We start from the raw sequence: 19,903 nt of genomic DNA, 5'->3' as shown, positions 1-19,903 counted from the left end.
ATAAAATATACTTCATTTTCTCTCCATAATAATAGCAATAAAAACCATTTAAATCAATAAAAACTCTTTGATAGCACATTGTATATACGCTATTTTCCGCATAAAAATGCCCCCTAACTTCTACATTTAGGAGGCATTTCTTAACGGTTTTATTTATCTAGTTTCTCTTTAATCTCTTTTGGAATTTCATCCGGCTGTACTTCTTGGTATGTTTCAATATATTCACCTTTCGTTTTAACCTTAACATACGCTCCCTCTCTAAGCCCACGAGGCGCATAAAACTTAACGTCTCTTCCTTCACCTGAAGCATAATAACCAGTAAGTTTATAGTCTCCAGCTACCTCTCCAACTGTAGATAGTCGGCCAGATTCTTTCGCTTTTACATATACAAAGTCTTCTTTCACAAGCGGATTATATCTATCAGTCACCTCATTATGAGAAAAGCTTGCCACACCAATAACTAATATAAAAAGTCCAATTAAACCTAATAATAATTTATTCATTTTTCTCTCCTTCAAATGTCCTTTTAACTTGCTTTACTTTCTTTATTCTAGGAGAAAAAGTTTTTTTCCACTATCGCTTTCCCTTACATGTTCATTACAAAATTGTAATCTAAACATGTAGCACACCTAAATTTTCCAATCATAAATTCACCCCAACTCACAAATTATAATCTTTGAATTGATATTCCAAAGGGGGCTTCATTCAATGACTGTAATTACAAAACTAAAGCAAACTGTTTCTGGATTAAAAAGTGCACAAGCTAGCTTAGAGGGATTCGCTCTTGATACGGATAACCAACAAGCTAAGCAACTTTTCCAAACAGCTGCGCAACAAACACAAACAATTATCGATTCTTTAAACCCACGTGTTGAAGAAGTCCAGCAAGAAGAACCACAATACACACAGCAATAACCGAAAGTACCATTTCATCTAATGGTACACAATTTGAGAAAAAGGATGATATGCAATCATCCTTTTTCTCTCACATTACATAATGCAATAGAAATGGAATGATTATAATGCGAAAACTCGGAATCATAACCGCGTTATTTATGCTCCTATTCGGTTCACTTACCGGATGTGATAATAGCCCGTTAGATAAAAAGGTAAAGAAAGAAGAAGCAAAACGAACGAAAGAAGAAAAGGGCCCAAAGTTAACAAAAATGAGTACAGAATCCTTTAATCAATCTATATCGCAAGAAGCTAAGAAAAAAGCTCTCGCTATGGATGGAATTATAGAAGCTACCGCAGTTAATACAAATTTAGATCTTTACATAGCTATCAAACCTGAACATCACGAAAGGTTGGGTTTAAAACCGTTACGAAGTAAATTAAAAAAGAAGCTAAGTGATGAAAATCCTACTTTCGATATTCGTGTAAGTACAGACAAAAAGATTTTTATGCTCATAGAAGAACTTGAAAACAAAATCAAGAAAAAGAAAGTAAGCAAGGATGGCATCAAAAAACAATTGAAACTCATCCAATCAGAAATGGGATCTAATATTTAAGCTTTCTAAAAGAGAAGGAAGGATTCAAATGTCTAGTAAAGATAAAAATTTAACACCTGTACAACAAGAATATAAAAAATTTGAACAACAGCGCGAACCGAAGCGACCCGTTTTAAAAAATTGTATAAAAGCTTTTTTCGTCGGGGGATTAATTTGTTTAATAGGCCAACTGATTTCCACCTTTTATATTACTTATTTCGATTTCACTGAAAGATCTGCTGGAAATCCTACCGTTGCAACTCTTATTTTTATCTCCATGCTACTGACGGGATTTGGCGTCTACGATCGCCTTGGGCAATTCGCTGGTGCTGGTACTGCGGTGCCCGTTACTGGATTTGGTAACTCTGTTATTGCCGCATGTATTGAACACCGTACAGAAGGATTCGTTCTCGGCGTTGGTGGTAACATGTTTAAACTAGCAGGATCGGTCATCTTATTTGGCGTATTTTCCGCTTTCGTCATCGCACTTATTAAAACGATTCTCTTTCAATGGGGAGGGCTGTAAATGTTACAAGGACACCGAACATGGGTATTCGAAAACAAACCAGTTATCATCTCAACAGGTGTAGTCGGCGGCCCATTTGAAGCAAATGGAAAAATCCCTGAAGATTTCGATACCCTGCATGAAGATTTATGGCTCGGACAAGACTCCTATGAAAAAGCACATAAAATTTTGTTTGAAGAGGCTTGTAGCCGCGCTACAGAAAAAGCCAAACTTAGGAAAGATGATATTCAATTTGTCCTCGCTGGAGACTTAATTAATCAAATAACTCCAACAAGCTTTGCATGCCGCACACTTGGCACACCTTATCTCGGATTATTTGGTGCTTGTTCTACTTCTATGGAAGGTTTAGCGCTCGGTGCAAGTATTGTAAATGCAAAAGGCGCAAAATATTTATTAACTGGAGCTTCAAGCCATAACGCTGCCGTGGAAAAACAATTTCGTTATCCAACTGAATACGGGGGACAAAAACCTCCTACCGCCCAGTGGACAGTGACTGGAGCAGGAGCCGCTATTTTGAGCGATACTGGACATGGCCCAAGGGTTACATCTGCAACGATTGGGCGAGTTGTTGATATGGGATTAACTGATCCATTTAATATGGGAGGCGCAATGGCTCCAGCTGCTGTCGATACAATTGAAGCTCATTTAAGAGAAAGAAATCTCGATGCATCTCACTACGATTTAATCGTAACAGGCGACCTCGGACATGTTGGACGCGAAATTGCTTATGACTTACTACATAAACATGGGACAAAAGTAAAGAGCGAGCAATTTCAAGATTGCGGAATCATCATTTATAGAGAAGGTCAACCTGTAATAGCCGGCGGAAGTGGCCCAGGCTGTTCAGCAACAGTCGTGTACGGACATTTATTAAATAGAATGAAAAAAGGAGAATTCAAAAAGATACTAGTTGTTGCGACAGGTGCTTTACTATCTCCCCTTACATTCCAACAAGAAGAAACAATTCCATGTATCGCTCATGCTGTATCGATCGAATTTGGAGGTGCAACACAATGATTTTTTTCTGGGCTTTCGTCATTGGCGGACTCATATGTGTAATCGGACAACTTATGTTTGATGTCGGCAAGCTAACACCAGCTCATACAATGGCAACACTCGTTGTTGCCGGAGCTATATTAGATGGATTCAATTTGTATGAACCATTAATTGATTTCGCTGGAGCTGGGGCAACAGTACCCATTACAAGTTTCGGTAACGCCCTCGTTCACGGCGCTATGGAAGAAGCTGCAAAACACGGAATTGTTGGCGTTATTACCGGTATGTTTAAAGTAACAAGTGCTGGTGTTTCTGCTGCTATCATTTTCGGATTCATCGGAGCATTACTATTTAAACCGAAAGGATAAGAGGTGTCTGCATGACTGTTATCGCTAGCGTAAAAACTTGCCTTGCCAGTGTAAGAGGGGCTCAAGCAAGTTTAAGCTCCCTTTCATTAAATTCACAAGACGAAGAATCAAAACGCGTATTTCATGAATGTATGTTAGAAATGGACAGCGTCATCGCTGATTTACAGGATAGAGTTTCAGTATTAGAACGTGAAGAACCTCAATATAAAGGGTTTTAAGTAAACTGGAGGAATGACTATGTCTCACCTGCCCGAATGGACACTCGTTATTCTCCGCTCTGTATTCATATTAATCATTTTATTCGCTATTACGAAATGGTTAGGGAAAAGACAAATCTCTCAGCTCTCCTTTTTTGAATACATAGCCGGAATGACAATCGGTGACATCGCTGCCCAAGTATCTACAGGGCTCGATTCAAAATTTTTCCACGGCGTCTTTGCGATACTCATTTTCGCTGTGGTTCCTTTTTTCACAGGAATCCTCTCCTTAAAGAACAAAACAGCCCGGGATTTTTTTGAAGGGAAATCTACCGTATTAATAAAAGATGGAAAGATACTCGAAGATAACTTAAAGAAAGAAAAATATACAAGTGACGAATTATTAGAACTTCTCCGCGGAAAAGATGCGTTCAGCGTAGCTGATGTTGAATTTGCAGTATTAGAACCGAGCGGAGAATTAAATGTATTACTGAAGAAAGATCGCCAACCACTTACAGCAAAAGATATCGGTTTAAAAGTGCCGAACGAAAAAGAACCACAAACTGTTATTATGGATGGCAATGTCTTAGATGAACCTCTATCCTCTAGTGGACATAACCGCGCTTGGTTACATGCTGAACTAGAAAAACTCGGTGTTGTTATTGAAAATGTCTTTCTCGGTCAAGTTGATTCATACGGACAACTTACTATCGACATTTATAATGACAAACTCCAAATGCCTTCTCCTCAAAATAAACCTTTGTTATTGGCATCTTTAAAAAAATGTCATGCTGATCTTGAACTATTTTCTTTGGAAACAAAATCGAAATCAGCAAGTGACATGTATAGTAAAAACGCGAAACAAGTCGAAACAATTTTAAATAAAGTAACCTATCTTTTAAAAGAATAAATACCGAAAGAACGCTTCAGTAAAAAGGCGTTCTTTTACCTTTTCTACACCTTTAATCACGTTTAAATTTATGTAAATCGGTTATGATGTTGAAGATACATAAGCAGGGAATTCCAAAAACATAGCGAATAAATCATGATACAACTACATATTTTTTTGATTTAAAGTGGTTTCGTTTGACCTTTATTGACCATAATTGTATTATAAACTAAGAAAGCTTTCAAAGGAGGAAATAACAGATGAATTTAATTCCTACAGTAATTGAACAAACAAATCGTGGAGAACGCGCTTACGATATTTACTCTCGACTATTAAAAGACCGCATCATTATGCTTGGTAGCGCAATTGATGACAACGTAGCAAACTCAATCGTTTCCCAGCTTTTATTCTTGGAATCTCAAGATCCAGAAAAAGATATTCACATCTACATCAACAGCCCTGGTGGTTCTATCACAGCAGGTATGGCAATTTACGATACAATGCAGTTTATTAAACCACAAGTATCAACAATCTGTATCGGTATGGCTGCATCTATGGGTGCATTCTTACTTGCAGCAGGTGAAAAAGGAAAACGTTATGCACTTCCAAACAGTGAAGTAATGATTCACCAACCACTTGGTGGTGCACAAGGTCAAGCGACTGAAATCGAAATCGCTGCAAAACGCATCCTATTCTTACGTGAAAAATTAAACCAAATTCTTGCTGACCGTACAGGTCAACCACTTGAAGTTCTACAACGCGACACAGACCGCGACAACTTCATGACAGCAGAAAGAGCTCTAGAATACGGCTTAATCGATAAGATCTTTACAAATCGTTAATAGATTTAAAGCGGAAGCGGCTCGTTCAGAATCGCAGGGCGATGGAGCCCCTGATTCCGAGGCGCTTTTTGCCTCGAATAAAGGGGCGAAACGACCGGAGATTCTAGCTGCTGAAGCTAGATATACTAAAAGCGGAAGCGCCCTATTACAGGGCGCTTTTTTATCATGTACTCCCGCGCACATACCCCGTCTAGTATTTACCGAGATATATCAGCGATTTTTCAATTATATCGAACACAACTCAAATTATATCGGCGTTTCTTTAAATATATCGACGTTTCGACACAACATATCGACTTACCGACAATTCCCGACAAGTACGAACCACCAACATACCCCCACTTTTTGTTAGCTCGCACCAATCAGAATGCCCGCAAGTAACAAAACAAAAAAACTATCGCACATTCGCGATAGCCTTTTATTGTACATATGCAGCTAATGCTTCTAAAGCTTCCTCTGCATCTGAACCTTCTGTTGTAATTGTAATCATGCTACCAGTTCCGATTGCTAAGCTCATAATCCCCATTATGCTCTTTGCATTAACTGTCTTTCCATCTTTCTCGATGAAAATATCAGAATGAAAACGATTTGCCTCTTGCACAAACAACGCAGCCGGACGTGCTTGTAAGCCGTTTTTTAATGAAACTTTAACCAGTTTTTGAACCACAGCTCCATTTCCCCTTTAACCTCTTATTTTTTTGCTACTGTTTCCCCCGCGCGTAATTTCTCTGCAATTTCATCGATTTTACGCAAACGATGATTAATACCCGATTTACTAATTTTCCCCCCGGATACCATCTCACCTAACTCTTTCAATGTTACATCTTGATAATCTCTTCGTAGTTGCGCAATTTCTCGTAGTTTATCTGGCAAAATATCAAGTCCAACCGTCTCATCAATATAGCGGATGTTCTCGATCTGCCTTAGCGCTGCACCAATTGTTTTATTTAAATTAGCTGTTTCACAGTTAACTAAACGATTTACTGAATTACGCATATCGCGAACAATTCGAATATCTTCAAATCTTAAAAGTGCATTATGAGCACCTATAATATTTAAAAACTCTGTAATTTTCTCAGCTTCTTTCAAATACGTAATGTACCCTTTTCTTCTTTCCAACGTCTTACTATTTAAATCAAATCCGTTCATCAGTTCACATATAGCATCATTATGTTCCTTATATAACGAAAAGATCTCTAAATGATAAGATGATGTTTCTGGGTTATTTACTGAACCACCTGCTAAAAATGCACCGCGTAAATACGATCGTTTACAACATTTCTTCTCGATTAATTCCTGCGATATATTTCGAATAAACGAAAAGTCATCTCGAACAATATGAAGATCTGCTAATATTTCGCGAGACTTCTCAACAAGCCGCACGATATATACATTATTTTTCTTCAATCGCATTTTTTTACGCACAAGTAATTCTACCGTCACATCATATCCTTTTTTCAAAAGCGTATAAATCCTTCTTGCGATTGCTGCATTTTCCGTTTGAATATCGATAGATAAGCGACGGTTTGAAAAAGAAAGCGATCCGTTCATTCGAAGCAACGCCGATAATTCAGCTTTCTCACAGCATTCCTTCATCTCAAGATTGGTCAGCTCTTTCTTGGTTTCCGATGCAAATGACACAGTCAACACCTCCTTATACGATTATTTTGGAACAAAAATCTTGTCCTATATGAATGAGGAGCGTTACCTCAAACGAGGCAACGCACATTTATAGCAGTGAATATAAAATCGAAGCTAACTTTAATGTATCATGTCTTACAACACGCTCATCATACTTCGCTAATTGATCTTGAATGATTTCGATATTATTTGCAGCAAAACGATCTGTATCCACTACAACTGGTCCCGACATTTCTTCCTCATATAACTTACGTAATTCACAAGGAATATCACGATTATTTACAATTGCAGTGTCGATAAATGGTTTACCTAAATGATCATGTAACGCCTGCACATGATCGAACGCAGTATACCCCATCGTTTCACCCGCTTGCGTCATAACATTACACACATATACCTTCTTCGCTTTTGCAGCAAGAACAGCGTCCCCAATTTTATTAACAACTAAATTCGGTAATATACTCGTGTACAGACTTCCTGGACCGAAAACAAGTAAATCAGCCCGTTTAATTTCCATCAACGTTTCATATAGCGGTTCTACATCTTCTGGAGTTAAAAAGACACGATTAATCTTCTTCCCGAAATAAGGGATCTTTGATTCACCTGTTACAATCTCCCCATCTTCTAACTCTGCATGAAGTACCGCACTTTGATTCGCTGCTGGCAATACACGTCCTCTGACATTTAATACTTTACTTGTCTCCGTAATCGCGTGGTAAAAGTCTCCTGTAATCGAAGTCATACCTGCCAATAATAAATTTCCTAACGCATGACCTTTCAGTCCGTCTCCAGTTGTAAAACGGTGCTGGAATAAAGCTTCCACTAATGGTTCTACATCCGATAACGCAACAAGTACGTTACGAATATCACCTGGGGGTGGAATTTCTAGCTCATCACGTAGTCTACCTGAACTGCCTCCATCATCGGCTACTGTTACAACTGCCGTAATATCAACAGGATATTGTTTTAATCCTCTTAATAAAACAGAAAGTCCAGTTCCTCCTCCCATGATGACAATTTTAGGTTTTCTCTCTATTTTCATCCCTTAATGGCCCTTTCTCTTCTCCACATCACGATGAGATACATGAACGCTATACTCTGGTTTCAAATGTTTCCCAAGGTACTCTGTAAGCGTAACAGAACGATGTTGTCCCCCTGTACATCCAATCGCAATTACAAGTTGACTCTTACCTTCTCTTTTATAATGAGGCAGCATGAAAGTAATAAGATCCGTCAATTTCTCTAAAAACTTATGTGTCTCATTAAATTTCAGCACATACGACGAAACTTCTTCATCCAGTCCTGTTAATGGCTTCATATGTGGAATGTAGTATGGATTTGGTAAAAAACGAACATCAAATACTAAATCAGCATCAATTGGAATTCCGTACTTAAATCCAAATGACATAACATTTACACGGAACGCTTGCTCAGTTTCTGTTGAGAATATGTGAACAATTTTTTCTCTTAATTCTTTCGGTTTCAAATCTGATGTATCAAGCACAATATTCGCTCGCGCCTTCATATCAGTTAATAAACCGCGCTCAGCTTCAATCCCCTTTAACGGCAAGCCAGTTGGCGCAAGTGGATGCGAACGTCTCGTTTCTTTATAACGAGTTACAAGCGTGCTATCTTTCGCATCTAAAAATAAAATATGAGGGATAATCCATGTGCGTTCTGATAAATCATCAAGTGCTCCCCATAAATACTCAAAAAACTCTCGGCCACGTAAATCAATACCGAGTGCCACTTTATTCATTTTACCTTTTGAATCCGCCATAAGTTCAATAAACTTCGGCAATAACATTGGTGGTAAATTATCTACACAAAAATATCCTAAATCTTCAAAACTTTGTAACGCTACCGTTTTTCCAGCTCCAGACATCCCTGTAATAATTACCATTTTTATATCATTATTCTCTGTCATCGTATCCTCTCCTTGCAGGTTTAACTCGGATCTAATCGATATGAAAGCAACTCAAAATCTGGGGTATATACAAATGTACCGTAGATTATACCATTCCCTTTAATTAAATAATCAATAATGTGATAATCTCCTGGTGCCATTGCTAAATCATCAATTTTATCAAATGTATGCCAACCAATGATGCCTTCTTCGCTCTCTAATTTGTTTTCTCCTGCAAAATCTGTTGCTAAAAAGGAGAACATCATCCATTCAGAAACAACCTTATCACCTTCTTGGATGACAAAGGTGAAGACCCCTTTTAATGCTGGGTTCTTTAAATAAATACCTGTTTCTTCACGATACTCGCGAACAACGGAATCTCTTACCGTCTCACCACGCTCCATCTTTCCGCCTGGTGCAACCCACCAATTTCGGCGAGGTTTTTGGAGTAAGAGTACTTCATTATCTCTAATTAACACACAGTTTGTCACTCTTTGCATGTTTCTTCACCTCAGCTACTTGCAGCAAAATTTCTCACTGCATACTCATTTCATTATACTATCAAAAACAGTTTGCTACAACGAAGGTGCCAGTCCCCTTTCGCTAAGCAATTGTAAAAATTTTTTCTATAACAAGCAATCAAAATGCCTTACTTCCCATGAATAGCACATAAAAATCCCCTTAACGTTTTTACCGTTAAGGGGACAAAAAATCCTTATTTCTTACCGAAATAAGTAACAACCGCAAATCCTAAAATAAAAGTAATAATTGAACTTACAATTGAAATTCCACCAGTCGGAATGCCAGGGAACACAATGACAATTGAACCGATAACAAGTCCAATAATTGCCGCAAATGTCATACTTTTATAACGATCTAATAAAAAGCTAATTCCTTTACTACTTACAACAAACCCAACCATAACGCCGGCACCAATAACCGCGATTAACGGTAAATTGAGTGTAGTTAAAGCGTTAATTGCTGTCGGGTACACACCAATAATTAATAAAATAAACGATCCGCTAATTCCAGGAAGAAGCATAGCCATACTAGCCATCCATCCTGCGAAAAACAAACCAATTGCATTTAAAATTGTTAACGTCGTAATTGGATCTGCTGCCTTATCTGGCTTAAAGAACGCTGTTATTGCAACAAGAATTGCTGCAACTATTAATAAAACAATGTGCTTACCTTTAAACGACGCCTTTGCATCAGCTTCCCTCATTAACACCGGTAATATACTAATAATTAAACCGAGGAAGAAAAATTGAGTCGGTTCATAATGATTTGCAAGTAAATATTTAATAACATGACTTAGCGTCAAAAACGCTGCCGCTACACCAGCAGCAAGGGGAATTAAAAATCCTAAATGTTTTTTCCATTCACGACTAAAGAACCCGCTAATTGCCGCAAGCAATTGTTCATAAATCCCTAACACAACAGCGATTGTACCGCCGCTCACACCAGGAATTAAATCACTAACGCCCATACAAAACCCACGATATATATTACGCCATTCCATACTGAATAAATTCCTCATTTCTTATAGTGATTTTTCCGTAAAGTCCAGTATATCAATAAGAAAGCTTATAATCCTACTTATTTTTGACAAAACTTTGACATTTACACAAAAAAAGAAGAAAGCCCCTATCGGTAGCTTTCTTCTCAAAAGGAAAAATCCCCTTATTTTTCTGTTACAGTTTTTAATCCTTCTAATAACTCTTCTACGTAGTGCTGTGCACTCTGCGCTGCAATACTACCATCGCCTGTTGCAGTTACAATTTGACGAAGCATTTTTTCACGAACATCACCAGCTGCGAAAATACCAGGAACTTTCGTTTCCATGCGCTCGTTCGTTTCAACATAACCATTTTCATTTGTAATACCTAACTCAACAAACGGTTTTGATAATGGTAACATACCGATGTATACGAAAACACCGTCAGTTTTAACTTCTTGTTCTTCTCCACTGTTTACATCTACAAGTGTTACGCTTCCTACTTTACCATTTGCATCGTTAATTTCTTTAATCGTGTGATTCCAAATGAAATCCACTTTCTCATTTTGGAAAGCACGATCTTGTAAAATTTTCTGTGCACGAAGAGTGTCACGACGGTGAACGATCGTTACTTTTGATGCGAAGCGTGTTAAGAACACACCCTCTTCAACAGCAGAATCTCCGCCGCCAATAACAACAAGTTCTTTACCTTTAAAGAATGCACCATCACATACTGCACAATATGATACACCGCGGCCCCCAAGTTCTGCTTCACCTGGCACACCAATCTTTTTATACTCTGCACCGCTTGCAACGATAATTGCACGTGTTTTATATTCTTTTTTACCAGCAATAATTGTTTTGTACTCTTTACCATCGATAATTTCTTTTACATCACCGTATGCATATTCAGCACCAAATTTCTTCGCATGCTCAAACATTTTATTTGATAAGTCTGGTCCTAAAATAGACTCATAACCTGGATAGTTCTCTACATCTTCTGTATTTGCCATTTGTCCACCTGGAATCCCACGCTCAAGCATCAATGTGCTTAAATTCGCACGAGATGTATATACCGCAGCTGTCATACCAGCTGGTCCTGCACCAATAATAATGACATCATAAATTTTTTCTTCTGACACACTATTCACTCCCATTCATTCATACACATTAAGTTACCCTCATTATACTGTTAGCATCACTTTTTTCCCAATGATTTGCCTATCCTACGTGTGCGTGCGCTTAACAGCCTGCACATACTTTCGTACAGTTGCTACAGATACATTATATACATCACCAAGCTCTGCCTGTGTCATCTTATTTCTTTGTTCGCCGCGCACAATGTATTCAATTGCCGCTGACCAACCGTACACATTTGTAAAAGTCGCTCCCGATGTATATAAACGTATGAACGTACAAAACCAAAAGTTTAAACACTCTTCGATTAATTCATCGTCTTTTTTCGTATAATTGTATAATGCATCCGCAATTCGTACGCACTGTTCAAATTGCTGTAAATCAGCTGGGATGCTTTTATGACTATTAAGTAAAAAGAAATATTTTGCAAGCTGCGATACGATTGGAACACCATTTTTCGCTTGCGTTACATCAAAGAAGAATCCAACCTTCTCTGGTGTTGACAACTCATTCATTAAATATAAAGCTAGCATCTTCTCTTCTAGCGTTGTACTTTTCTGAAATGATTTTCGTAACTCTTCAAATAAAAGATTTTGTCCTTCATCTGCTAAATTCAGTGCATTCCACGGTTCTTTTCCTTTTTTATCAGGATGCAATTCTACAACATGTTGCCACATTTTTTCAGCCACTTGCTGGTCTTTCATCATATAGGCAGAATATGCAAACCAATAATAAAAACTAACGTCTCCCTCGTATCCTTGACGCTTTAATACTTTGAACCATTTATAGGCACACTCGAAATGACCAATTGTTGCAAGCGTCGTTGCAAGTTTCAAACGATGTTCAAATGAAATCGGATATACTGAAACGAGCTGTCCCGCTAATGCTTCTACTTGTTTATGTTCTCCAATTGAATATAGAAAAATAAGCGTATTACAAAGCGCATGAATGTTACCAGGATTTCCCTCTAGGATCATTTCTGTTAACTTAAGCGCTTGATCTACATTACCTGATTGGAAATGTGCAATCGCTAAATTATTATGACCCGACCAAAATTCTGGATATTCTTTCGTAACAACTTCTAGTGTAGCAATCGCCTCTTCTAATTGTCCGTTACGAATGTAGCGGTTCGCTTCTTCCTGCATAACAATTAACTCATCTTCATCTTCAATCTCTTCCGCACCCATTGCTTCTTCTTCCATAATCTCAAGCAAATCTAACGTATCTTCTACAAATTCCTTCTCTTCCGCAACTTCTAAATATTGCTCTGCATACTTCTTCGCCTGTTGAAACAAGCCCATATATGCATAATTATTTGCAATAAAATAATAGCATTGCTCAAGTTCAGGATTGGATCTAACAAGCTTTAGAAATATCTGATTCGACTCTTGATATTCACCAGATTCAGATAATGCTATTGCTAGTTGGCATAAAATAAACGGCTCCTTCTCGCTTTGTGCCGCTCTTCGAAAATATTTAATTGCATCTTGCAATTTTTGCCCTTTATAAGCCCTCATCCCTTTTTTATAAAAGAAGTCCGCTAATTGATTAAAAGAGATAACTTGTCCGTTCTCCTTATATATTCTTTGATTTTTCCCCATATATCCTCCAGTTTTTTGTTTTCTTCGTTCACACATTCTTCTATCTATAAGTATAAACGATTCCGTAAAAAACAAAACAGTATATTATAATCAATTATTTCCTTTTTATTCATAAAAAGAGAAGGGAAATGTTACATTTTTAACATCAACCTTCTCTAGTGGCCATTTCCTCTTTCGTATAAATAATACGCATCGGATTTCCGCCTACGAAAGCGCCCTCTGGTACATCTTTATGGACAAGTGTGCCAGCAGAAACAATAGCACCATCTCCAATCGTTACACCTGGTAAAATTGTCGTATTCGCTCCAATCATAACTTCATTCCCTATGATGATTTCTCCGAGTCGATACTCACGAATTAAATATTCATGCGCTAAAAGCGTTGTATTATAGCCGATAATTGAATTGTCTCCCACAGTAATCTTTTCTGGAAACATAATATCTGGCATTACCATAAGTGCAAACGACGTTTTCTTTCCTACCTCCATCCGCAAAAACGTGCGATACAACCAATTCTTCACGGATAAAACGGGCGTGTAACGTGCGATTTGGATAATAATAAAGTTTTTCATTACCTTCCAAAAAGAAACTGTTTTATACACATTCCACAATGAATTTTCTCCTGAAACAGGATAGCGCGTTGTCCGTCGCACTTAACTCTCTCCTCTATTAAAAAAAGTGAAACTTGAAGTTAGTAGAGAAACATATCCCCTACTTGCTTACTTGGACCTTTATGAGCGGTTTATACTAGATAAAATCGGTAGTAAATCACTCATTTTATCTAGCACATAATCTGGTTTATACGCTTCTAAATACGCTCTACCTTTCAATGTCCATGAAACCGCTACTGTTTTCGTACCTGCATTTTGTCCACCGACGATATCATGATGATTATCACCAACCATCAATGTTTCTTCTGGTTTTGCATCTAATAATTTCAATGCTTTTTGAAGTGGTTCTGGATGTGGTTTCACATGTTCCACATCATCAATCGTCACGACAACATCAAAAAATTGATCAAGTTTTGAAAGCTTTAATCCCATTTCAACCGTCTGTCTCGCTTTCGTTGTAACGATACCGATTTTATAGCCTTGCTTCTTCAATTCTTGAACAGTTTCATATACAGTCTCATATTCTTCCACTAATTCATCATGATGCTCATGATTAAATTGGCGATAACATGCAATCATTTCTTCAACCTTACTTGTATCCATCTTACTAAAAGTGTCATGCAAAGATGGACCGATAAATGCCAATACATCTTCACGCTTATATTGATTTGGATAATATGTATGTAACGTATGCAAAAAAGAAGAGATAATAAGTTCATTTGTATTAATTAACGTTCCATCTAAATCAAATAACACTGTATTTATTTTCATCGTCCTTAATCCTTTCATTACCTGAATATGAAAGAAGCAGCATCTTATATAAGATGCTACTTTTCTCTAATTTTCTAAATATCTTTTATCAGCTTGCCCCATCTTTCGTCTCACAATAATGAAAATGATAGAAATAACAACAATTCCAATAGACATTACTTGTGCAATACGAAGTGGTCCTAACATTAAACTATCTGTACGCAAACCTTCTACGAAGAAGCGTCCCACTGAATACCAAATTAAATATGTGAAGAATAGTTCCCCGCGGCGTAAATTCACTTTTCGTAACGCGAGTAGTAAAATAACACCTGCAAAGTTCCATAATGATTCATATAAAAACGTTGGGTGATAATACACACCATCAATGTACATTTGATTAATAATAAAATCTGGTAAATGAAGACCTTCTAAAAACTGTCTCGTTACTTCATCACCATGTGCCTCTTGGTTCATAAAGTTTCCCCATCGGCCAATTGCTTGTCCTAGTAAAATACTTGGCGCAGCAATATCCGCTAACTTCCAGAATGAAAGCCCGCGTCGTTTCGCAAAAAGAATCCCTGTAATAACAGCCCCGATTAAACCACCATGAATCGCCAAACCACCTTGACGAGTATTAATAATTTGACTCGGATTTTGCGAATAATATTCCCATTCAAAAATGACATAATACATTCTCGCAAAAAGAATCGCAATTGGTACTGCAATTAATACAAGATCGATAAATGTATCTTTGTGAATACCAAGCCTTTCTCCCTCGCGAGTCGCTAGCCAAAGACCTAATAGCACACCTGTACCGATAATAACCCCATACCAATAAACAGGGAACGGTCCGAGCTGAATTGCTACACGGTCAAGCTGTGGTACGGAACCTAACAGCATATGTATGACCTCCCTCTCCAGAGTCTACTCTTGATTTCCTAACTCAATCGCACTCATTAATCGTTCAGAGAACTGCTGTGCCGCATTGACTCCCATACGTTTCAATCTGAAGTTCATCGCTGCTACTTCAATAATAACAGCCAAGTTTCGACCAGGACGAACTGGAAGTGTAATCTTCGTAAGTTCTGTATCAATAATCTTCATCTTCTCTTCATCAAGACCTAAGCGATCATAATTTTTCTTTTGATCCCAAATTTCAAGATTAATAACAAGTGTAATACGTTTATAATTTCTTACTGCCCCTGCACCGAATAACGTCATTACGTTAATGATACCTAGACCACGAATTTCTAATAAATGCTCAATTAAATCAGGTGAGCTTCCTACTAATGTGTCTTCATCTTCTTGACGAATTTCTACGCTATCATCCGCAACAAGGCGGTGACCGCGCTTTACAAGTTCAAGCGCTGTCTCACTTTTCCCGACACCACTTTGACCTGTAATTAAAACACCAACGCCATAAATATCTACTAACACACCATGAACAGCTGTTGTTGGCGCTAACTTACCTTCTAAGTAGTTTGTTAAACGACTTGATAATCTCGTCGTCGTTTGAGCAGAACGTAATAAAGGCACGCCTGATTCACGTGATGCTTGTAATAACTCATCCGGTACATCTTGATTACGAGTTACAATAATACAAGGCGTTTCTTCAGTACAAAGCGCTTTCATTCTCTCTTGCTTTTGCTCTGTCGTTAACGTATCAAAGAACGTAAGCTCTGTTTTTCCAAGAAGCTGTACACGATCAGCTGGATAATATGTAAAAAATCCTGCCATTTCAATTCCAGGTCGTGATAAATCACTTGTATCAATTGGACGATGAATTCCTTCTTCACCACTTACTAACTCCAATTGAAATTGTTCAATTAAATCTTTTGTCCTTACTTTTGGCATATGTATAAACCTCCACTCCGCTGCGGGTTCAGTCTCATTTGATGTAAAATTCCATTCTACCGGATATTGTACCATTTTTTTCTGGAAACAAGAAATACGGTTTCTAATAAATAGAAAAAAACATTTCATACGAATCATGAAATGTTTTTCTTTTTGTCATTTTCTCTTTTTTTCATATAACGGTTCAACAATTGCCTTTTCAATTATCATATTAAAAATCGAAATACAAATTGCCGCAATAATCGCTACACCAAATCCTGATATATTAAAAGCATCTCCTAATAATGAATCTGCCATTTTTAACGTAATCGCATTAATAACAATTAAGAAGAAACCGAAAGTTACAACAGTAATTGGTAGCGTAATTAAAATTAAAAGTGGCTTTACAAATACGTTTAAAATCGCCAATATAATACTCGCAATAATTGCAGTTTGTATATTTGCTATGTAAAATGCGTCTGGTGCAACCCCTTTTAAAAGTCCTGACACAGCGATTAACACAACGCTATTTACAAGAAGTGATACAATCCATCTCATTTCTTTACACATCCTTTTGACATATATATTTCATCATACGCTAATAGATAAGAAACGCAAGTATCATACAAACTCTTATACCAATTTATTCTATTCTTTATACTCGTATACCTACTAACAACCTTACCAATTTTCCTTAGTGAAATAAAAACCGAGTGTCATTTCCACTCGGTTTTCATCTATAAACTTATTGCGATAACTCTACTTCTTTTATTTTCTCTTTCATTCTTGCTTTATCACGATCTAAAATCTCTTTTAAATACTTACCTGTATACGAGCGCTCTTCTTTCACTACTTGCTCTGGCGTTCCGGAAGCAACGATTTGTCCGCCTTTGTCCCCGCCTTCTGGTCCAAGGTCAATGATATAATCAGCTGTTTTAATAACATCTAAATTATGCTCAATTACAAGTACTGTCTCGCCACTCTCAACAAGACGTTGCAACACTTCTAGAAGACGCGCAATATCATGGGCATGTAAGCCAGTCGTTGGCTCATCTAAAATGTATAATGTACGCCCTGTAGAACGACGGTGCAATTCAGAAGCTAATTTCACACGTTGCGCCTCGCCACCTGATAACGTTGTAGCTGGTTGCCCTAATTTCATATAACCAAGCCCTACATCTACAAGCGTTTGAAGTTTACGCTTAATTTTCGGGATATTAGCAAAGAACTCTACCCCATCTTCAATCGTCATTGCTAATACTTCAGAAATGTTCTTATCTTTATATTTAACTTCCAACGTTTCACGGTTGTAGCGTTTACCGTGACAAACTTCGCACGGTACATACACGTCTGGTAAGAAATGCATTTCGATTTTTATAATTCCATCACCGCGGCACGCTTCACAACGGCCACCTTTTACGTTAAAGCTAAAACGTCCCTTTTGATATCCGCGCACTTTCGCTTCATTCGTTTGCGCAAACACATCACGAATATCATCGAATACACCTGTATACGTAGCTGGGTTGGAACGTGGTGTACGCCCGATTGGTGATTGATCAATATCAATAACTTTATCTAACTGCTCAAGACCCTTAATTTCTTTATGAGCCCCTGGCTTCGCTTTTGCTTTATATAGCTTTTGAGCTAACGCTTTATATAACACTTCATTAATCATCGTACTTTTTCCAGATCCAGATACACCTGTTACCGCTACAAATGTACCTAGAGGGAATGACATTTTCGCGTTTTTCAAGTTGTTTTCTTTCGCACCGACGATCTCCACTTTACGTCCGTCACCTTTACGTCTTTCAAGTGGTACTGGAATGAACTCTTTACCGCTTAAATATTTCCCAGTTAATGAATTTTCGTCTTGCATCACTTCAGCTGGTGTACCCGCTGATACAACTTGACCACCGTGAATACCTGCACCCGGTCCGATATCAAGTAAATAATCAGCAGCCATCATCGTATCTTCATCATGCTCAACGACAATTAACGTATTTCCTAAATCACGCATTTCCTGCAATGTACGAATAAGACGATCATTATCACGTTGATGCAAACCGATAGAAGGCTCATCAAGAATGTAAAGCACACCCGTAAGACGAGAACCAATTTGTGTCGCTAAACGAATACGCTGCGCCTCACCACCTGATAAAGTTCCTGCAGCACGACTTAACGTTAAATAATCTAAACCAACGTTCACTAAGAATCCAACGCGCTCCTGAATTTCTCTTAAAATTAAATGAGCAATTTTTTGTTGTTTCTCCGTTAACTCAACATTCGAGAAGAATTCCTGTACTTCTTGAACAGAATACTTTGTAACATCGGCGATCGTTTTATCCCCAACGAAAACAGCTAAACTCTCAGGCTTTAAGCGTCCGCCTTTACACTTCGGACAAGCTTGCTCTGCCATATATTTCTCCATTTGCTCACGAACATAATCAGAACTCGTCTCACGATAACGACGCTCGATATTCGGAATAACACCTTCAAATAAAATCTCATTTTCCTTTACTTGACCAAATTCATTCACATAGCGGAAATAAACTTTCTCTTCCCCGCTTCCGTACAATACTTTATCAAATAAATCTTTCGGTATATCTTTCACAGGCGTATCCATATCAACGCCGTAGTGATTACATACAGATTGTAAAAGTTGCGGGTAATATTGTGAACTTGTCGGTTCCCACGGAGCAATCGCATGTTCATTTAATGATACATCCCAATTCGGAATAACAAGCTCTAAATCTACTTCTAGCTTTGAGCCAAGTCCATCACAAGAAGGACATGCGCCGAACGGACTGTTGAACGAGAACATACGCGGCTCTAATTCACCAATTGAAAAACCACAATGTGGACATGCGTGATGCTCACTAAAGAGAAGTTCTTCTTCTCCCATAACGTCGATTAAAACTCGGCCCCCGCCAAGCTTTAAAGCACTTTCGAGTGAATCTGCAAGACGACTCGCAATTCCTTCTTTTACAACAATACGGTCAATTACAACTTCTATAGAATGCTTCTTATTTTTGTCTAACGTAATCTCTTCAGATACATCAAGCATTTCACCATTGACACGTACACGAACATAACCTTGCTTCTTAATATCTTCAAGCACTTTTACATGTGCACCTTTGCGTCCTGACACGATAGGAGCTAACACTTGTAATTTCGTACGTTCAGGATATTCAAGAACACGGTCTACCATCTGTTCTACTGTTTGCGATGTAATTTCAATTCCATGATTCGGACAAATTGGCGTACCAATTCGCGCAAATAATAAACGTAAATAATCATAAATCTCCGTCACTGTTCCGACAGTTGAACGCGGATTACGACTCGTCGTTTTTTGATCGATCGAAATCGCTGGTGACAATCCTTCGATCGTATCCACATCAGGTTTATCCATTTGCCCTAAAAACTGACGTGCATACGCAGATAACGATTCTACGTATCTGCGCTGCCCTTCTGCATAAATCGTATCGAATGCTAACGATGATTTCCCTGAACCAGACAATCCCGTTACAACAACAAGCTGATTTCTTGGAATGGTTACATCAATATTTTTCAAGTTATGTGCTCTGGCACCTTTTACAACAATAAAATCCTTGCTCATGCT

At 37.9% G+C, this 19,903-nt stretch carries 23 protein-coding genes; 8 read left to right on the top strand and 15 right to left on the bottom strand.

The genetic code is table 11. From position 1 onward, the window contains the following. Positions 1-149 precede the first annotated feature (149 nt). Complete coding sequence (locus ACP6L7_RS30240) at positions 150-503, bottom strand: YxeA family protein (protein WP_264448407.1); 354 nt, start codon at positions 501-503, stop codon at positions 150-152. Between the two features lie 205 nt (positions 504-708). On the opposite strand from ACP6L7_RS30240, the gene ACP6L7_RS30235 reads away from it, so the two are divergent. The 8 genes from ACP6L7_RS30235 (at position 709) to clpP (ending at position 5,308) form a co-directional block, all read left to right on the top strand. Beyond that, positions 709-915: a DUF1657 domain-containing protein gene (locus tag ACP6L7_RS30235; protein WP_000216167.1), complete on the top strand. Its 207-nt coding sequence runs from the start codon at positions 709-711 to the stop codon at positions 913-915. Between the two features lie 107 nt (positions 916-1,022). Beyond that, entirely contained in the window at positions 1,023-1,511 is a 489-nt protein-coding gene (locus tag ACP6L7_RS30230; protein WP_430529617.1) for a YhcN/YlaJ family sporulation lipoprotein, read from the top strand. A 28-nt stretch (positions 1,512-1,539) separates the two neighbouring features. After that, positions 1,540-2,016, top strand: a complete 477-nt coding sequence (spoVAC, locus tag ACP6L7_RS30225; RefSeq protein WP_002034730.1) for a stage V sporulation protein AC — start codon at positions 1,540-1,542, stop codon at positions 2,014-2,016. After that, positions 2,017-3,033 carry a stage V sporulation protein AD gene (gene spoVAD / locus ACP6L7_RS30220; RefSeq protein ID WP_097832341.1) on the top strand — a complete coding sequence of 339 codons (1,017 nt, stop codon included), beginning with the start codon at positions 2,017-2,019 and terminating at the stop codon, positions 3,031-3,033. It begins immediately after the preceding gene. Further along, a complete protein-coding gene (spoVAE, locus tag ACP6L7_RS30215) occupies positions 3,030-3,380 on the top strand; it encodes a stage V sporulation protein AE (protein ID WP_000575919.1) in 351 nt (116 codons plus the stop codon). Before spoVAD ends, spoVAE begins: the two co-directional genes overlap by 4 nt. A gap of 11 nt (positions 3,381-3,391) precedes the next feature. After that, entirely contained in the window at positions 3,392-3,598 is a 207-nt protein-coding gene (locus tag ACP6L7_RS30210; RefSeq protein ID WP_016125685.1) for a DUF1657 domain-containing protein, read from the top strand. 19 nt (positions 3,599-3,617) lie between these two features. Then, positions 3,618-4,487 (top strand): DUF421 domain-containing protein, encoded by an 870-nt coding sequence (locus tag ACP6L7_RS30205; protein WP_097832342.1) that lies wholly within the window; start codon positions 3,618-3,620, stop codon positions 4,485-4,487. Between the two features lie 239 nt (positions 4,488-4,726). Next, a complete protein-coding gene (clpP, locus tag ACP6L7_RS30200; protein ID WP_001049163.1) occupies positions 4,727-5,308 on the top strand; it encodes an ATP-dependent Clp endopeptidase proteolytic subunit ClpP in 582 nt (193 codons plus the stop codon). Between the two features lie 418 nt (positions 5,309-5,726). On the opposite strand, the gene ACP6L7_RS30195 is transcribed toward clpP, so the two are convergent. From ACP6L7_RS30195 to uvrA, 14 genes are all read right to left on the bottom strand, one after another. Beyond that, on the bottom strand, positions 5,727-5,975 hold the full coding sequence (locus ACP6L7_RS30195; RefSeq protein ID WP_000250255.1) for an HPr family phosphocarrier protein: 249 nt from the start codon (positions 5,973-5,975) through the stop codon (positions 5,727-5,729). A gap of 23 nt (positions 5,976-5,998) precedes the next feature. Next, complete coding sequence (gene whiA, locus ACP6L7_RS30190; RefSeq protein WP_000006563.1) at positions 5,999-6,949, bottom strand: DNA-binding protein WhiA; 951 nt, start codon at positions 6,947-6,949, stop codon at positions 5,999-6,001. An 88-nt stretch (positions 6,950-7,037) separates the two neighbouring features. Then, complete coding sequence (locus ACP6L7_RS30185; protein ID WP_097832343.1) at positions 7,038-7,991, bottom strand: gluconeogenesis factor YvcK family protein; 954 nt, start codon at positions 7,989-7,991, stop codon at positions 7,038-7,040. A gap of 3 nt (positions 7,992-7,994) precedes the next feature. Beyond that, on the bottom strand, positions 7,995-8,876 hold the full coding sequence (gene rapZ, locus ACP6L7_RS30180) for an RNase adapter RapZ (RefSeq protein WP_000138460.1): 882 nt from the start codon (positions 8,874-8,876) through the stop codon (positions 7,995-7,997). Positions 8,877-8,896: 20 nt separating this feature from the next. Beyond that, entirely contained in the window at positions 8,897-9,355 is a 459-nt protein-coding gene (locus ACP6L7_RS30175; protein ID WP_001190080.1) for an NUDIX hydrolase, read from the bottom strand. A gap of 215 nt (positions 9,356-9,570) precedes the next feature. Further along, entirely contained in the window at positions 9,571-10,377 is an 807-nt protein-coding gene (locus ACP6L7_RS30170) for a DUF368 domain-containing protein (RefSeq protein ID WP_097832344.1), read from the bottom strand. A gap of 161 nt (positions 10,378-10,538) precedes the next feature. Beyond that, positions 10,539-11,495, bottom strand: coding sequence for a thioredoxin-disulfide reductase (gene trxB / locus ACP6L7_RS30165; RefSeq protein ID WP_044738134.1), 957 nt, complete (start codon positions 11,493-11,495; stop codon positions 10,539-10,541). Between the two features lie 84 nt (positions 11,496-11,579). After that, the gene (locus ACP6L7_RS30160; protein ID WP_264448409.1) at positions 11,580-13,091 is read right to left on the bottom strand and encodes a tetratricopeptide repeat protein; all 1,512 of its coding nucleotides are present in this window, start codon (positions 13,089-13,091) and stop codon (positions 11,580-11,582) included. A 145-nt stretch (positions 13,092-13,236) separates the two neighbouring features. Next, positions 13,237-13,743, bottom strand: coding sequence for an acyltransferase (locus ACP6L7_RS30155; RefSeq protein ID WP_071748026.1), 507 nt, complete (start codon positions 13,741-13,743; stop codon positions 13,237-13,239). Between the two features lie 78 nt (positions 13,744-13,821). Beyond that, on the bottom strand, positions 13,822-14,472 hold the full coding sequence (ppaX, locus tag ACP6L7_RS30150; protein ID WP_097832346.1) for a pyrophosphatase PpaX: 651 nt from the start codon (positions 14,470-14,472) through the stop codon (positions 13,822-13,824). Between the two features lie 66 nt (positions 14,473-14,538). Beyond that, on the bottom strand, positions 14,539-15,351 hold the full coding sequence (lgt, locus tag ACP6L7_RS30145; RefSeq protein WP_430529616.1) for a prolipoprotein diacylglyceryl transferase: 813 nt from the start codon (positions 15,349-15,351) through the stop codon (positions 14,539-14,541). Between the two features lie 24 nt (positions 15,352-15,375). Continuing rightward, the gene (hprK, locus tag ACP6L7_RS30140; protein WP_002016091.1) at positions 15,376-16,305 is read right to left on the bottom strand and encodes an HPr(Ser) kinase/phosphatase; all 930 of its coding nucleotides are present in this window, start codon (positions 16,303-16,305) and stop codon (positions 15,376-15,378) included. Positions 16,306-16,461: 156 nt separating this feature from the next. Next, positions 16,462-16,842: a phage holin family protein gene (locus ACP6L7_RS30135; protein WP_264448410.1), complete on the bottom strand. Its 381-nt coding sequence runs from the start codon at positions 16,840-16,842 to the stop codon at positions 16,462-16,464. Positions 16,843-17,029: 187 nt separating this feature from the next. Then, a complete protein-coding gene (uvrA, locus tag ACP6L7_RS30130; RefSeq protein WP_430529648.1) occupies positions 17,030-19,900 on the bottom strand; it encodes an excinuclease ABC subunit UvrA in 2,871 nt (956 codons plus the stop codon). Positions 19,901-19,903 lie beyond the last annotated feature (3 nt).

It is taken from the genome of Bacillus silvicola (genome assembly GCF_050524305.1).
GTDB lineage: Bacteria > Bacillota > Bacilli > Bacillales > Bacillaceae_G > Bacillus_A > Bacillus_A cereus_AT.
This window is presented reverse-complemented; position numbering and strand designations above follow the sequence as displayed.

Excerpts from the sequence above, each read along its gene's own strand:
- spoVAC (WP_002034730.1), top strand. The coding sequence starts at position 1,540 with ATGTCTAGTAAAGATAAAAATTTAACACCTGTACAACAAGAATATAAA.
- spoVAD (WP_097832341.1), top strand. The coding sequence starts at position 2,017 with ATGTTACAAGGACACCGAACATGGGTATTCGAAAACAAACCAGTTATC.
- ACP6L7_RS30235 (WP_000216167.1), top strand. The coding sequence starts at position 709 with ATGACTGTAATTACAAAACTAAAGCAAACTGTTTCTGGATTAAAAAGT.
- ACP6L7_RS30175 (WP_001190080.1), bottom strand. The coding sequence starts at position 9,355 with ATGCAAAGAGTGACAAACTGTGTGTTAATTAGAGATAATGAAGTACTC.
- clpP (WP_001049163.1), top strand. The coding sequence starts at position 4,727 with ATGAATTTAATTCCTACAGTAATTGAACAAACAAATCGTGGAGAACGC.
- rapZ (WP_000138460.1), bottom strand. The coding sequence starts at position 8,876 with ATGACAGAGAATAATGATATAAAAATGGTAATTATTACAGGGATGTCT.
- ACP6L7_RS30185 (WP_097832343.1), bottom strand. The coding sequence starts at position 7,991 with ATGAAAATAGAGAGAAAACCTAAAATTGTCATCATGGGAGGAGGAACT.
- hprK (WP_002016091.1), bottom strand. The coding sequence starts at position 16,305 with ATGCCAAAAGTAAGGACAAAAGATTTAATTGAACAATTTCAATTGGAG.
- ACP6L7_RS30170 (WP_097832344.1), bottom strand. The coding sequence starts at position 10,377 with ATGGAATGGCGTAATATATATCGTGGGTTTTGTATGGGCGTTAGTGAT.
- ppaX (WP_097832346.1), bottom strand. The coding sequence starts at position 14,472 with ATGAAAATAAATACAGTGTTATTTGATTTAGATGGAACGTTAATTAAT.
- ACP6L7_RS30230 (WP_430529617.1), top strand. The coding sequence starts at position 1,023 with ATGCGAAAACTCGGAATCATAACCGCGTTATTTATGCTCCTATTCGGT.
- spoVAE (WP_000575919.1), top strand. The coding sequence starts at position 3,030 with ATGATTTTTTTCTGGGCTTTCGTCATTGGCGGACTCATATGTGTAATC.
- uvrA (WP_430529648.1), bottom strand. The coding sequence starts at position 19,900 with ATGAGCAAGGATTTTATTGTTGTAAAAGGTGCCAGAGCACATAACTTG.
- ACP6L7_RS30160 (WP_264448409.1), bottom strand. The coding sequence starts at position 13,091 with ATGGGGAAAAATCAAAGAATATATAAGGAGAACGGACAAGTTATCTCT.
- lgt (WP_430529616.1), bottom strand. The coding sequence starts at position 15,351 with ATGCTGTTAGGTTCCGTACCACAGCTTGACCGTGTAGCAATTCAGCTC.
- ACP6L7_RS30135 (WP_264448410.1), bottom strand. The coding sequence starts at position 16,842 with ATGAGATGGATTGTATCACTTCTTGTAAATAGCGTTGTGTTAATCGCT.
- ACP6L7_RS30210 (WP_016125685.1), top strand. The coding sequence starts at position 3,392 with ATGACTGTTATCGCTAGCGTAAAAACTTGCCTTGCCAGTGTAAGAGGG.
- ACP6L7_RS30240 (WP_264448407.1), bottom strand. The coding sequence starts at position 503 with ATGAATAAATTATTATTAGGTTTAATTGGACTTTTTATATTAGTTATT.
- ACP6L7_RS30205 (WP_097832342.1), top strand. The coding sequence starts at position 3,618 with ATGTCTCACCTGCCCGAATGGACACTCGTTATTCTCCGCTCTGTATTC.